This window comes from Leucobacter sp. M11, from assembly GCF_035726885.1.
Lineage (GTDB): Bacteria > Actinomycetota > Actinomycetes > Actinomycetales > Microbacteriaceae > JAPFRB01.
This window is the reverse complement of record NZ_JAPFRB010000003.1, coordinates 313,900-326,987: the sequence shown is the minus strand read 5'-3', so window position 1 is coordinate 326,987 and position 13,088 is coordinate 313,900. Positions and strand designations below refer to the sequence as shown.

Here is a 13,088-nt window from a genome sequence, read left to right as displayed (position 1 = left end):
GTGCGGCGACGGGGACTTCCTCATGAACGGCCAGGAGGTCGCCACGCTCGTCGCGCAGGGCGGCCGCGCCCTGTTCGTCGTGGTCGACAACGGCAAGTACGCCACGATCGTCGAGCACCAGGAGAAGTGGTACCCGGGCCGCCCCTCCGGCACGAACATGGCCAACCCGGACTTCGCGGCCTGGATGCGCTCCTTCGGCGGCGTCGGCGCGCGCATCGACGGCCCCGAGAACGTGAGCGAGACGATCGCCGAGCTGCTGGCGCACGACGGCCCGGCGCTGCTGCACCTGGTCGTGGACCCCGACACCCCCTCCCCGAGCGGCGCGGGCTACTAACCCAACGCGCGCGCGGCCCGCCCGGGGAACCGGGCGGGCCGTTCGCCGTTTCCGGCCGCAGTTGCGTGGGCCGGTTCGGGCTTCGTGCGTAAGCGAACGACGTCGCTGAGAGCGCTCAACACGGGCGTTGCCACGGAACGCTGCGTGGCGTGGTCAACCAGCGCCCCGGCAATGCTGTCGATCTCGGTGCCCCGACCCGCTTCCAGGTCGACCAACATCGAGGTTCGATGGTCCCCGTGGTGTTGCAGCGCCGCCGTGACCGCGGAGCGGACCCTGGCCTCGTTCGTGTGCACCCCCTCAGCTCTCGCCACCGCGAGGGCCTCCGCGAGGACGGAGTCCACCAGACCTAGCCCGCTCGGATGCGTTGCGATCTGGCCGAGGGTCAGCCCGGTTGCCGCGCTGATCGTGTTCAGCGCCGCGTTGAAGATCACTTTCTCCCAGATCGATACCATCACGTCGGCCTCGAAGGCGGTGTCGAGCCCGGCCCCGGCGAAAAGACTCGCCCAGAGCCTGGCCCGATCCGCCGCGGCGGGAACCAGCCCCCCGAGGCGCACGGAACCGCTTGACTCGGTGGAAATCGTTCCGTCGCTCTCCCGATCGGCGGGGTAGTCCGTCATCCCGATGAGGGTGCGTTCCACCCCGAAGTGCGGCAGCAGTGGCTCTTCGTTGCCCAGTCCATTTTGGACCGAGATCCCGACAGTTTGCTCGGTCAGTACGTGACGCACCGACGCAATCGCGGCGGCCGAGTGCAGGGTTTTGGTGAGGAGCAACACACCGTCAACGGTCCCGGTCAGCTCCGTGGCGAGGCTGGTCGCGCAGGAAACGGTGGTACTGCTGCCCCCCTCGCGGAGCGTCATGCCTGTCTGGTCGATGGCGGCGAGCACCGCCGGGGAGGCGTCCACCATGACCACGTCGTGTCCCCCGTTGACGAGTTTCGTTCCGAAGAGCTGGCCCATGGCACCAGCTCCGATGACGGCGATACGCATGTGGTCTCCCTAGAAGGGATACGGGGCAATCTCGGAGCGTACCGTGAGCCACTGCGTCTCGGTGAACGCCTCGATGTTGGCTCCGTATCCACCGAAACGAGCGCCGTTGCCCGAGTGTCCGACCCCACCGAAAGGGGCGTTCGACTCATCGCCGACCGTCTGCTCGTTGATGTGGACTTTTCCGGAGCGCACCCGGTCGGCAAGGGTCATGGCCTCCCCGACGTTACCGAGAATCGAGACAGAGAGCCCGTACTCGCTCTCGTTCACGAGGGCCGCCGCCTCGTCCAGCGTCGCAAAAGACTGCACGGGTGCAACTGGGCCGAAGATCTCCTCAGCCCAGGCCGGATTCGCTGTATCCACCCCGGACAGGACGGTTGGCCGGTAGAACAGGCCCTCGTAGGTGCCCCCGGCTTCGACCGTGGCCCCGGCCGCCTGGGCAGAGCGGACGATGCGATCAATGTGATCGCGCTGTTTCTCGTCGATGATCGGCCCGATGGGGGCCCCGCTCGCCCAGGGGTCTCCGATCGGGAGGTTCGTCGCCTTTTCGGCGAGCGCCCGGACGTATTCGTCATGGATCGACTCGTGCACGAGGTGCCGCCCGGCCGTCATGCAGACCTGCCCCTGGTGGAGAAAGGAGCCGAAGGCACCCGCCGAGGCCGCCTTGGCGATGTCCGCACCCGGCAAGACGACGATCGCGTTGTTGCCCCCGAGCTCTAGGTGTGCGCGTTTCAGATTCCGCCCGCAGGCCTCGCCGACCCGTCGCCCGGCCGCGGTGGATCCGGTGAAGGAGACCACTCGAATTTCCGGGGCCTCGGTCATCGCGCTGCCCGCGTCGGCCCCGCCCGGAAGCAACTGCAGCACCCCCGACGGGAGCCCCGCTTCTTCGAAGGCACGCATGATCATGTAGCCGCCTGACACCGGGGTCCGGGGGTCCGGCTTCAGGATGACGCTGTTGCCGAGGGCGATCGCAGGGGCCACTGAGCGAATCGAGAGGATGAGAGGAAAGTTGAACGGGGAGATCACCGCGACCACTCCGGCGGGCTGCCGACGAGCAAATGACCAGTGGTCCTCGTCGGAGGTGAGCACGTCGCCGTGTGGGTGGTGCGGGAGCCCTGCGGCATCGAAGCACTCGTTTGCGGCAACGGTGATTTCCAAGCCAGCCTTCGCCGCAATCGCCCCGGTCTCGCGTTGCACCCACTCGGCCAGCTCCGTCGCGTTCGCGACAAAGAAATCGCCGGCCCTGCGGAGCACCGCAGCCCGCTCTGCCGGCTTCATTGCCGCCCAGGCGCTCTGGGCTTCGGCCGAACGCGTCGCTGCCGCAAAGACGTCCTCGCTCGTGGCCATCGCCGTCTTTCCGAGGACGGCGCCGGTTGCGGGTTCGAGGATCTCGATCGTTGCCGCGTTCCCGGGGACCCACCCATCGGTAAACAGCTTGCCGTCCCAGCGTTGCTGATCGAGGGCGCTCTTCGTCTCCTGAGCCTCACCGTTGATAGACATGTATTTCCTCCGTATCGTGCTCGTGATTTCTGGGGTTGTTGGTGGTCACGCCGCTGCCGGTTTCGCCGGGGCTTGGTGGTGCTCCGGTTCGCAGAGCGCCACCGCATCTATTTCGAAGCGCAAGCCGTGCGCCAGCCTGGCCTGAGTCGTGGTCCGAGCGGGGCGAAGATCGCCGAAGCGTGCCAGATATACCGCGTTGAACTCAGGCATCTGGTCGATGTTGGCGAGGTAGCAGTTCGTGCGCAGCACCGTTCCGCGGGTAGCTCCCACCGTTTCCAGGACCGCATCCAGGGCGTCCAGGGCGACCCCGACCTCATCCGCAAAGCCCGCCGGGGCGTGGTCCTCGCCCAGGGGGATGCCCACCTGCCCCGCAATGAACACCAGGTTTCCCACGCGCACCGCATGGCTATGGGTCGGGAGCGCGGGGACTCTGGGATCGTCGAGACGATCGATCATGGGATACACAGCGGTTGTCTCCTTTGGGGCGCTTGGGCGGCTGTCGGGGGTCACTGCACAACTGCCGGGAGCCAGAGAATGAGGTCCGGCAGTACGAAGAACAGCACGAGCAGACCGATCTCAATGAGGACGAAGGGCCAGATGCCCTTAAAGACCTCGGCGGTGGGGATCTTGGCGGTTCCGGCCACCACGAAACAATTAATGCCCACGGGCGGCGTCACCATCCCGATTTCGATCAGCTTGACGATCATGATGCCCAGCCAGATGCCGTCAAAACCGAGCTCCATGGCGACCGGGTAGATCAGTGGCACGGTGATCACCAGGATGGAGATCGACTCAAGCGCCATGCCGAGCGGGAGCAAGAGCGCCAGGAGGAGCGCCACGATGAGCCAGGGCGGCAGGGGCAACCCGGTCACCGAGTCGCTGATCATCTGCGGGACCCGCGCGACCACGAAAAAGAGGGAGAGGAGCGCTGACCCGATCATGATCGCGAAAACCATACTCGTCGTCTTCGCGGTCTCTTTCAGCGCTTCATTCAGCTGACGCGTGATCTCGCGGATGCCACGGTTCCGGTATTCGAGGATGAGCATGATCAACGCGGCGAGCGCACCAATGGCGGCTGATTCGGTGGGGGTGAAGAACCCCGTGTAGATGCCACCCATGATGATCACGAAGATGATGATCAGGCGGATCAGCCCGCGCCACGGGAGACGCAGCCGCTGCCCACGCGCCTGGCTGTCGGAAATCGCCTCGTTGAGTCCGACCTCCAACGTGGCGTCATCGGCGATCTGGGGCAGTTTCCGAGTTCGGAAGTAGACGTATATCGCGTAGGCGACAGCGGACAGGAAGCCGGGGACGATGCCCGCGATCAGCATCTTGCCAATCGATTCCGAAGAGAGGATCGCGTAGAGCACCAGGAACAGGCTGGGCGGGATCATCGCGCCCAGCGTCCCCGCCACCGCGACGAGAGCACCCGCCAGGCTGGTGGGATACCCCGCCTTTCGCATCTCGGTGACCGACAGCTTCGACATGGTGGCCGCCGTGCCGATGCTGGATCCGGAGACCGCCGCAAACCCGGCGCAGGCGGCGACCGTAGAGATGCCAAGACCACCGGGGATGTTTCGGAAGGCACGGCGGGCAATGGTGAAGACCTGCTCCGCAACCTTTGCGCGTACCGCGAACACCCCGAGCAGGATGAACATGGGGATGATCGTCAGGGTGAATGAGGATGCCTGCTCGAAGGAGGCGGTCGCGAGTGAGCTGGTGACAAATTTGGCGTCGCGCAGCGCGAGGAGCCCAGCGGCCCCCGAGATCGCCAGGGCGAGCCAGACGGGCATGCGGAGCAGCAGCAGGACCGCCATGACTCCGGCGACCAGGAGAACGGCAAAGCCAACGCTCATGATGTCTCTTCCGTTCCGTGAGGCGCAGCGCGAAACGCGGGCGCGGGGGTCGTGCTCGGCGGTGCTTCGCTGGGGCTCGGATGCTCCGAGTCGTCGTCTTCGTCGTCCTCACCGAGGAGCGGCTCTCCTCGCAGTCCCAGGAAACTATTGACGAGTGCGATCACCAGGAACGCGACGAAGCCGATGACGACGAGCCAGCGCGCAGGCCACAGCGGCCAGTCCACAAGGCCGGTGGCGATCTCACGCATCTGGAAGCTGGCGAGCGCGCGGACGGCGGTTGCGTAGATGAACCACACGGTCATCGCGGATCCGAGGAGCCACATCAGGCCGGCGAGCCGACGGGACACCGAAACCGGGAAGCGGCTCGTCACCAGGTCAACCGAGACGTGCGCGTTCGCGGCTCCGGCATAGGAGAGTCCGAGAAAGACGGTCGCGATGAGGAGCGTCCCACTCAGCTCGATGAGGCCGGGCACCGAACTGCCCGAGAGGTTTCTCGAGACGACATCGATCGTGGTGACGATCATCATCGCAACCGTCGAAATCGACCCCAGTGCGCCCAGGGGGGCGGCGAATGTCTGCGCCGCCCCGCGGAGAAACCGCGAGGAGGCGCTCGAAGCGTCAGTAGTCATGTGTTTGCTGCAATTCCCCGGCCGTGCGCCCGCGTGGCGGGTCGCACGGCCGGATTGTCGGCTGGCTCAGCGAGCTCGGTCAGTTGCGCTCAGCGCACGCGATCGTCGGGTCGAGATCGGAGGAGTCGGTGTACTCGGCGATCTTTTCCTTGTAGCTGGCGAGGTAGCCAGCCGCATCCTCAAGTCCGTCCCGCTCGGCCTCTTCAACCCAGAGCTGTTCGATGTCGACCGTGAAGACTTCCTGCCAACGGTCTTGCTCGGCCTGGTCCCACTGCGTGAGGTCGCCGACGGTGTCAAGCAGGCCGTCGCACTGCTCCTTCGAGACGTCGGTAAAGAAGGTGTAGGCCGCTTCCTCGTTGAACTCCGCGGTGACCTCATCGATAACCGCGCGAAGCTCGGGGTCGAGTCCCTCGTACACGTCGTTGTTGATCCACATCCCGATCGTCGTGTAGGTCCCAACGCCGGGGTCGGTCCAGTGCGCCAGCACGTCGCGAAGCTGGTACGCCGCGGTGCCCTCCAAGGGGAATCCGGCAACGTCGGCCACGCCGCGCTCCAGGGCCTCGTAGGTCTCCGGAGCGGGGATCGCGACGCTGGTCGCGCCCGCAGCTTCCACCGCGTGCTGGGCGAAGCGACCCGCCATCCGCATCCGGAGTCCCTTGAGGTCGTCAATGGAGGAGACCTCCTCGTGACTGCCGATCAGCATCCGCCCGGGAGGGAGATGGGACAGCGGCTTCAGGTTATTGCGCTCCCAGAGGGCTGCGGCGCCCTCGTGTTCGGTGCTCAGGTCATAGATGGCTTTGGACACGGCTTCGCTGCCGGGGCTCAGAAACGGAATGCTGGCGATCGAAGCCATGGGGAAGAGCTGGGAGGAATAGTCCGTGAGCGTCTGGCCGATATCCGCCCGCCCGTCACGGACGCACTCCGGAATTTCGGTCGCGCTGCACAGGGAGTCGGCGGCGGCCACGTTGAAGGTAATGCGCCCGTCACTGCGCGCTTCGACCTCCTCGTACCACCAGTTCCCCATCACCTCGCTCAAGCTGGCTGGGGTCGCCCAGGACACCACGTTCAGTTCGACCGTCGCGTCATTGCTCGAGTCTCCTGATTCCGTCGCCGAGCTTCCGTCGGCACAGGCGGTGAGGCCGAGGCCGAGAATTCCAACCGCGGCGGCGAGTTTCAGCGAAACTCCCCGGCGGCGTGTCAGTGGGTTCATCATTGAATTTCCTTTCCGGTACAGAACTGAGTCGACGAGCGCCCGGGGTCACGTCACTCGGGCATCGATGAGCACGGGGCCGACAGCGGACAGCGCAGCGGCGTAGGCTCGGGCGAACTCGTCGCGTGAGCTGACCCGGGATGCGGGTACCCCGTACCCCTCGGCGAGCGAGACGAAGTCGATCTCGCGAAGGGTGAGGCCGGGTACCTGCTCGGCGCCCATGCGGCTGGCAAAGCCAGCGAGCGCACCATATCCGCCGTTGTTGACGATCACGAAAATGGTGCGGGTCTGATGCTCGGCCGCGGTGTAGAGCGCGCTGATCCCGTAGTTCGCCGAGCCGTCACCGACCGTGGCGACGATGGTCTTCTCCGGCGCACCGAGTGCCAGTCCGACCGCGACCGGAAGGCCGAAACCGAGGCCGCCGCTGGCCGGAAAGTGGTACATCCCCGGTCGATCAATGGCGATACGCTCGAGATAATCGAGGTCGAGGGTGGTGGTTTCGTTCACGTATGCCACTGCGTCGGTGACCTGTTCGTTGAGCACCGCCAGGATTTGGCTCCCGGTCATCCCGTGTTCCGAGCGCAGCGGCTCGGGGAACACTCGGCTCCCCGGCTGACCCCGTCGCCGTCCCCGATCGGCGACAGCGTTTGCGAGTTGCCCGGTTACTACGCCGACATCCGCGATATAGGAGGACCCATAGGGCGCGCGTGCCGCCTCGCGGTGGTCCTGTGTGATCTGGATAACGCGCCCACCCTCGCTCAGGTATGGGCCTGGCTCCCACCGGTGATACCGGAACACGGCTGAGCCCAGGACAAGCACGGCGTCACTGTCTGCGAGCCGCTCCTGCACCGAACGGATTCCGGGAACGAGCACACCCGCGAAGTTCGGGTGCGTCGTGGGGAACGAGCACCGATCCGGCGAGGGCGCGATGAACACGGCGGCATCAAGCCGCTCGGCGAGTTCGACGACGGCATCAAACACCGAAGCATCAACGACGGCGGCCGCGTCCACCTGCGGGCCCACCACGATGGCGAGGCGCTTCGCCCCGTCGAGCTCGCTCGCGAGCGATCGCAGCGCTGCCTCATCGAGACCGGAAAAATCGGTGACGGTTCGGGCGCCGAGAAGTCGGTCGCTCTCCAACGCTGGCGTTGCCCAATCATCCAGGGGCACGGAAACGTACACTGGCCCGCGCGGATGGGTGTTGGCCTGAATGATCGCCTGCGAGAGCGTCCGCGGCACGTCCTCGGGAGCCAGTGGCTCGTGCGAGTACTTCACCAGGGGCTGCGGGAGCAGGGTTGCGTCCACGTTGCTGAGCATGACCTCCTGCCCCACCGTCCGGCGCACCTGCTGGCCCGCGAGCACCACGATGGGCACGTGCCCGTAGCGGGCATTCGTCAGCGCCCCCATTGCGTTTCCCGTTCCAGAGGCCGCGTGGAGGTTTACGAGGGCAGCCTGGCCGGTTGCCCGGGAGTAGCCCTCCGCGAGTCCGAGCACGACCTGTTCGTGCAAGCCGAGCACAAACTCGATGTCAGAGCCGAGCCCGGCAAGGAAGGGAATCTCATTCGAGCCGGGATTGCCAAAGATCTTGGTAATGCCCCGCTGAGAGAAAATCTCCAGGGTTGATTCGAGTACCGACTGCTCTGTCATTCTCCGATGTTCCTCACGGGCAGCGGAGCAGGGGATGAGCCGTTGCTCTGATCCGGGAGAACCTACATCCGCGTAGGACTCCGAATGTACCGACTCCAACCGCGAGAAACCAATATAGAATAAGGGGTCAACCGATTGACATTGCCTATGGATAAGCGATTGACAGAAAGCCCGGTGCGCTGATGGACCTGAACCTGCTTCGCGTGTTCGCGGCCGTCTATGAGACGGGAACGGTGACCGAGGCCGCGACGCGCCTGCACATGGCCCAGCCCTCGGTAACTCAGGCCCTCAACCGACTCCGACGGGAGGCCGGAGATCCACTGTTCGTGCGGCAGGGTCGCAGAATCACCCCAACCCGGGCCGCTCGTCAGCTCTATGCTGAGGTCGGCGACATGCCCGCGGCGGCCGAGGCGGCCGTGCGAGGGTTGACCGCGTTCGTGCCAGAGACCACCCAGGAAACCTTTCGGCTCGCCCTGACCGACCTGGGTCAGACCCTCTTCCTCCCGATGCTTGCCCCGGCGCTCATGCAGATCGCCCCCAAGTGCAAGCTGGACATCGTGAACCTCGAAGCGAGCACCGCGCCGGAGGAACTGCGCTCCGGCGCCATCGATCTGGCGGTGTCGTCCACCCTGCTCGCCGCTGACCTTCGTACCTCCGTCATCCGCGACGATGTCTATTGCTGCATCGCCCGCCGCGGCAGGTTCGCGGGCAGAACTCCGACGCTCGACGAGCTGACCTCGGTGCCACGCGTCGTCGTGAAGGGGTCCATCGGCCACACGCTCGTCGAGCAGGGGCTCCCCGCCCCGGTGGAGGGTTCCCTCTACCTGCCCGCGTTCTCCTCCATCCCGGCGTTGCTCGCCGCCTCGAACCTCATCGCGTTCGTGCCCCGGGGCGTCGTACACCTCTGGGCAGGGCCGTGGGACCTCGTCGACTGGCCCCTCCCGCCGGGCCGCTTCACGAGCTCGGTTCGTGCCCATCTCGCCCCGTTCCCACTTTCCTCTGCGAGTGCCTGGTTCACCGATTGGGCGATCAGCATGTTACGGCTGGTCCCAGAAGAGGCCCCCTAGCCCGCGGCTACGAGGGATCGACCAGCGCGAAACGACGCGCCCGCCGCGGCCGCAGACCGACCCGAAGCTCCCTCCCCTCCGAGTGAGTTATCCTGGCCGCAGGTCCCGGAGCAGGCACGCATCCGGGCGGGGAGACCGGAGCGCGCATGTCCACAGATTCAACCGACGGCGTCGCGAAAGGCGTGCCCGAGGTCGACAGCGCGCCCTTCCTGCAGGCGAATGCGGCGGCGAAGAGCCGCTACGGGCGCTTCAACCTGGCGATCATCGGCGGCACCGGGGTCGGCAAGTCCTCCCTCGTGAACGCGGTGTTTGGCCGCGAGCAGGCGCGGGTGGGCAAGGGCCTGCCCGTCACGAGCGGGATTCACTACTACCACGACGAGTCCCTGGGGATTTGGGACTTCGAGGGCTTTGAGATCGGGTCGAGCCGGAGCCCCGGGGAGACGCTTCGGGCGCACCTGGACACGATCTCGCGGCGACCACCCGAGGAACAGATCTCCGTGGTCTGGTACTGCGTGCTGTCCACCGCGGATCGGCTCACGCAGCCCGATGTGGACATGATTCGCGCGCTGGGCGCCGCCGGGCTCCCCGTCGTCCTCGTCCTCACGAAGGTCGCCTGGACGAAGAATCCGCTCACGGGCTCGTACCGCCCCCCGCACGATGTGGCGCTGTTCCGCGACTGGCTTGAGGCTCCCACGGACGCGAATGGCGCTCCCCTGCACCTCCCCCTGCACCGGGTCGTCCTGACCGCAGCGCAGGGCGCGAACGGAAAGGGCACGGGGCACGGGCTCGGTGAACTCGTGGCGGAGACCCTGGCGCTCTCCCCGGACAGCGAGAAGGATGCCTTTCGCATTGCCCAACGGCTCAACCTCCCCTGGAAGCGCGAGATGGCCCGCCCGGTTATCGCCGCGGCGGCAGCGTCCGCGGCCGCCACGGCCGCGATTCCGCTTCCCATCGCTGATGCGGCGGCGCTGGCCCCCATCCAAATGAGCATGATGGGGCGCATCGCCGCGATCTACGACCTGGAGTTCACCTCCGTGCTGCCGGCCTCCGCGCTCGCGCAGTTCGGGGCGCAGGTCGCGGGCCAGGCCCTCGCGCGCAGCTTTGTGAAGCTCATCCCCGGCGTCGGCAGCGCCGTGAACGCCACGGTCGCCTTCTCCCTGACCTCCGCCACGGGCGAGGGCTGGCTCCGCCTGTGCGAGCAGATCCACACGGGCAGGGTCAACGTCACGGAGATCCCCGGGGTCTGGGCCGAATTCAGCCCGTCCCTCGTGAGCGTCGTGAAGCACCTGGTGGAGCAGCGCGCCCGGAAGCGCTGAGCGGGTCAGCGTCGGCGGCCCCCCGGGGCATTGCCCGCGCGGGCGCGATCGACGAGCGCGAGCAGGCGGTCCGCGCCGTCCAGCGTGCCGAAGGCGGCCGCCTCCCGGCGCATCCGTTCCCGGCGCTCCGCGTCAGCCAGCAGGGGCAGGAGCCGTTCTGCGGCGACGGCCGGGGTGAACGAGGCATCGGGGATGAGCAGGGCCCCGCCCGCGGCGACGACACCCCGGGCATTGCGCGCCTGCTCGCCGTTGCCCACGGCGTAGGGCACGTAGACGGCGGGGATACCGAGCGCGCTCAACTCGCTCACCGTGGCTGACCCCGAGCGGCACACGGCGAGATCGGCGAGGGCGTAGGCCAGGTCCATCCGATCGATGTAGGGCACGACGACGCGGGAGTGCGCGCCGGAGGTCGCCACCTCGCCGAGTTTTCGATCGCCGGTGACGTGCAGGAGTTGCCAGCCCCGGGCCAGGATCTCTGGCCAGAGCTCGGCAAAGACCCCGTTGATCCTCCGCGCGCCCGCCGATCCCCCGAAGACCAGCAGCACGGGGGCCTCGGCGTCGAGCCCAAAGTGTTCGGCGGCCTCCGCTCGGCGGCCCGCGCGGTCAAGCTCGGCGATCTCCCGGCGCAGCGGCATGCCCACCGTCTCCGCTCCCCGCAACCGCGTGCCGGGAAACACCGTGCCGACGCCCGCGGCGTGCCGAGCGCCCCACACGTTCGCGAGCCCCGGGCGCGCATTTGCCTCGTGCACCACCACGGGCACCCCGGCCCCGCGCGCGGCCACGTAGGCCGGCGTCGCGGCGTACCCACCGAAGCCGATGACGACGCGCACGCCGCGCTCCTGCATCAGATCGCGCGTCCGGGTAACGGCGCGGCGAAAGTCCGCGGGAAAGCGGAGCGCCTGGCGGTTCGGGCGGCGGGGAAACGGCACCCGAGGGATCGTTTCGAGGGCGTATCCGCGCTCGGGAACCAGCCGGGCTTCGAGCCCTTCCGCCGTGCCGAGCACGGTGATTTCGGACTCTGGTTCTCGTTCGCGCAGGCGGTCGGCGACCGCGAGGAGGGGATTGACATGCCCCGCGGTGCCCCCTCCGGCCAGCAGATAACTCGTCATGCGACCACTCTGACAGCGCGGATGTGTGCTCCGTGTCACCCGTTTTCCTTACATCGACGCAACATCCCGTGCGCTGAACTGATGAGCATGCAATCACCCGTCTCCGAACTCCTCGTGCACGGCGATGCGATCCGCGACAACACCGCCCGATTTCTGGCGCTGACCCAGGGCCGCATCATGGCCGTGCTGAAGGCCGATGCCTTCGGGCACGGCTCCATCGCGCACTCGGTGCTGGACGCGGGGGCGAGCTCGATCGGCGTGACCTCGATCGCCGAGGCGCTCCGGCTGCGTGCGGAGGGCATCACCGCGCCGATCCTCAGCTGGCTCAACCCGCCCGACGCGGACTTCGCCGCGGCCGTTCGCGAGCGCATCGACCTCGCGGTGCCGAGCCTGGAGCTCCTGCACGCCATCGCGCGCGCGGCGCGGGACGTCGGCGCCCCAGCGCACGTGCACCTCTACGTCGATGTCGGCACGGGCCGCGACGGCTGCCCCACCCAACTCTGGTCCGCGCTGTGCGCGCTCGCCCGAGAGCACGAGCGGGCCGGGACGCTCCGGGTGGTCGGCGTGATGGGCCACCTCTCCTGCGCCGACGATCCCGGCAACCCCCAGAACACGCGCGAGCGGATGTGCTTCGAGAACGCGGTGCGCTCGGCCCGGCGGCGCGAGCTCGCGCCCGAGACCCTGCACCTCGCCGCGACCGCGGCGACCCTGACCGGGGTGGGCGCGGGGCTCGGCACGCACCGGATCGGCGCCGGTCTGTTCGGCATCGACCCCTCGCACACGACGCAGCTCCTCCGCCCCGCCCTGACGCTCGCCACGAGCGTGGTCTCCGCGCGCGAGGTCGCCGCGGGCACCGGCGTCGGCTACGGACACGAGTTCGTTGCCCCCGAGCGCACCCACCTGGCCCTGCTCCCGCTCGGGTACGGCGACGGCCTCCCCCGCGCCGCCTCGGGCCGGGCGGAGGTGTTCGCCCGCGGGCGCAGACGCCCGCTCGTCGGGCGCTTCTCGATGGACATGGTCGTCGTGGACACCGGCGACGATGCCCTGGAGCCCGGCGAGAGCGTGACCGTGTTCGGTCCGGGCGACGCCGGGGAACCCACCGTCGCCGAGTGGGCCGCGTGGTCGAACACGATCGAGCACGAGATCGTCACCCGCGTCGGGTGCCGCGTTGCCCGGGTGCACCGCTCCCTCGACGCCGAACGCGGCCCCGGTTCCGCCGGACCCGGGGCGCCTCCCCGCTCGCGCGTCATCCTCTCCCCCACCCCGTCCCCCGAATAAGGAGCTCAGGTATGCCCCAGAAACCCCGCCCCCGCGTCGCCATCATCGGCGGCGGCGTCAACGACGAGCACGACATCTCCCTGGCCTCGGCCGCCGCGGTCACGCGCGCGGTGCACGAGCTGGGCCTCGATGCCGTCTCCCTCACGATCGGCCGAGACG

Annotated in this window: 12 protein-coding genes and 1 pseudogene; 5 read left to right on the top strand and 8 right to left on the bottom strand. The window is 67.8% G+C overall.

Annotated elements, in window-relative coordinates; all coding sequences use genetic code 11:
• Positions 1–334 (top strand): thiamine pyrophosphate-dependent enzyme (locus OOT08_RS09865; RefSeq protein ID WP_325092474.1); only part of this gene is annotated, 334 nt, incomplete at its 5' end.
• On the opposite strand, the gene OOT08_RS09860 is transcribed toward OOT08_RS09865, so the two are convergent.
• The 7 genes from OOT08_RS09860 to mdlC form a co-directional block, all read right to left on the bottom strand.
• The gene (locus OOT08_RS09860; RefSeq protein ID WP_325092472.1) at positions 331–1,320 is read right to left on the bottom strand and encodes a ketopantoate reductase family protein; all 990 of its coding nucleotides are present in this window, start codon (positions 1,318–1,320) and stop codon (positions 331–333) included. The two genes, OOT08_RS09865 and OOT08_RS09860, sit on opposite strands and share 4 nt — an antisense overlap.
• 9 nt (positions 1,321–1,329) lie before the next feature.
• Positions 1,330–2,817, bottom strand: coding sequence for a benzaldehyde dehydrogenase (locus OOT08_RS09855; RefSeq protein WP_325092471.1), 1,488 nt, complete (start codon positions 2,815–2,817; stop codon positions 1,330–1,332).
• A 45-nt stretch (positions 2,818–2,862) separates the two neighbouring features.
• Positions 2,863–3,273, bottom strand: coding sequence for a RidA family protein (locus OOT08_RS09850; RefSeq protein WP_325092906.1), 411 nt, complete (start codon positions 3,271–3,273; stop codon positions 2,863–2,865).
• A gap of 50 nt (positions 3,274–3,323) precedes the next feature.
• On the bottom strand, positions 3,324–4,673 hold the full coding sequence (locus tag OOT08_RS09845; protein WP_325092470.1) for a TRAP transporter large permease: 1,350 nt from the start codon (positions 4,671–4,673) through the stop codon (positions 3,324–3,326).
• On the bottom strand, positions 4,670–5,302 hold the full coding sequence (locus OOT08_RS09840) for a TRAP transporter small permease (RefSeq protein WP_325092469.1): 633 nt from the start codon (positions 5,300–5,302) through the stop codon (positions 4,670–4,672). Before OOT08_RS09840 ends, OOT08_RS09845 begins: the two co-directional genes overlap by 4 nt.
• 79 nt (positions 5,303–5,381) lie before the next feature.
• Complete coding sequence (dctP, locus tag OOT08_RS09835; RefSeq protein WP_325092467.1) at positions 5,382–6,515, bottom strand: TRAP transporter substrate-binding protein DctP; 1,134 nt, start codon at positions 6,513–6,515, stop codon at positions 5,382–5,384.
• A gap of 45 nt (positions 6,516–6,560) precedes the next feature.
• Entirely contained in the window at positions 6,561–8,159 is a 1,599-nt protein-coding gene (gene mdlC, locus OOT08_RS09830) for a benzoylformate decarboxylase (RefSeq protein ID WP_325092466.1), read from the bottom strand.
• A gap of 182 nt (positions 8,160–8,341) precedes the next feature.
• Between mdlC and OOT08_RS09825 the strand changes: the two genes are divergently transcribed.
• Both OOT08_RS09825 and OOT08_RS09820 read left to right on the top strand, forming a co-directional pair.
• Complete coding sequence (locus OOT08_RS09825) at positions 8,342–9,226, top strand: LysR family transcriptional regulator (protein WP_325092465.1); 885 nt, start codon at positions 8,342–8,344, stop codon at positions 9,224–9,226.
• Between the two features lie 146 nt (positions 9,227–9,372).
• Positions 9,373–10,542: a GTPase family protein gene (locus OOT08_RS09820; protein ID WP_325092464.1), complete on the top strand. Its 1,170-nt coding sequence runs from the start codon at positions 9,373–9,375 to the stop codon at positions 10,540–10,542.
• A gap of 5 nt (positions 10,543–10,547) precedes the next feature.
• On the opposite strand, the gene OOT08_RS09815 is transcribed toward OOT08_RS09820, so the two are convergent.
• Entirely contained in the window at positions 10,548–11,651 is a 1,104-nt protein-coding gene (locus OOT08_RS09815) for a UDP-N-acetylglucosamine--N-acetylmuramyl-(pentapeptide) pyrophosphoryl-undecaprenol N-acetylglucosamine transferase (RefSeq protein ID WP_325092463.1), read from the bottom strand.
• Between the two features lie 81 nt (positions 11,652–11,732).
• Between OOT08_RS09815 and alr the strand changes: the two genes are divergently transcribed.
• A complete protein-coding gene (alr, locus tag OOT08_RS09810; protein ID WP_325092461.1) occupies positions 11,733–12,929 on the top strand; it encodes an alanine racemase in 1,197 nt (398 codons plus the stop codon).
• 11 nt (positions 12,930–12,940) lie between these two features.
• Positions 12,941–13,088 (top strand): annotated as a pseudogene (locus OOT08_RS19155) (D-alanine--D-alanine ligase); the annotation flags it as partial.

Coding starts and splice junctions, on each gene's coding strand:
- OOT08_RS09815 (WP_325092463.1), bottom strand. CDS start 11,651: ATGACGAGTTATCTGCTGGCCGGAGGGGGCACCGCGGGGCATGTCAAT.
- OOT08_RS09845 (WP_325092470.1), bottom strand. CDS start 4,673: ATGAGCGTTGGCTTTGCCGTTCTCCTGGTCGCCGGAGTCATGGCGGTC.
- alr (WP_325092461.1), top strand. CDS start 11,733: ATGAGCATGCAATCACCCGTCTCCGAACTCCTCGTGCACGGCGATGCG.
- OOT08_RS09825 (WP_325092465.1), top strand. CDS start 8,342: ATGGACCTGAACCTGCTTCGCGTGTTCGCGGCCGTCTATGAGACGGGA.
- OOT08_RS09850 (WP_325092906.1), bottom strand. CDS start 3,273: ATGATCGATCGTCTCGACGATCCCAGAGTCCCCGCGCTCCCGACCCAT.
- mdlC (WP_325092466.1), bottom strand. CDS start 8,159: ATGACAGAGCAGTCGGTACTCGAATCAACCCTGGAGATTTTCTCTCAG.
- OOT08_RS09855 (WP_325092471.1), bottom strand. CDS start 2,817: ATGTCTATCAACGGTGAGGCTCAGGAGACGAAGAGCGCCCTCGATCAG.
- dctP (WP_325092467.1), bottom strand. CDS start 6,515: ATGATGAACCCACTGACACGCCGCCGGGGAGTTTCGCTGAAACTCGCC.
- OOT08_RS09840 (WP_325092469.1), bottom strand. CDS start 5,302: ATGACTACTGACGCTTCGAGCGCCTCCTCGCGGTTTCTCCGCGGGGCG.
- OOT08_RS09860 (WP_325092472.1), bottom strand. CDS start 1,320: ATGCGTATCGCCGTCATCGGAGCTGGTGCCATGGGCCAGCTCTTCGGA.
- OOT08_RS09820 (WP_325092464.1), top strand. CDS start 9,373: ATGTCCACAGATTCAACCGACGGCGTCGCGAAAGGCGTGCCCGAGGTC.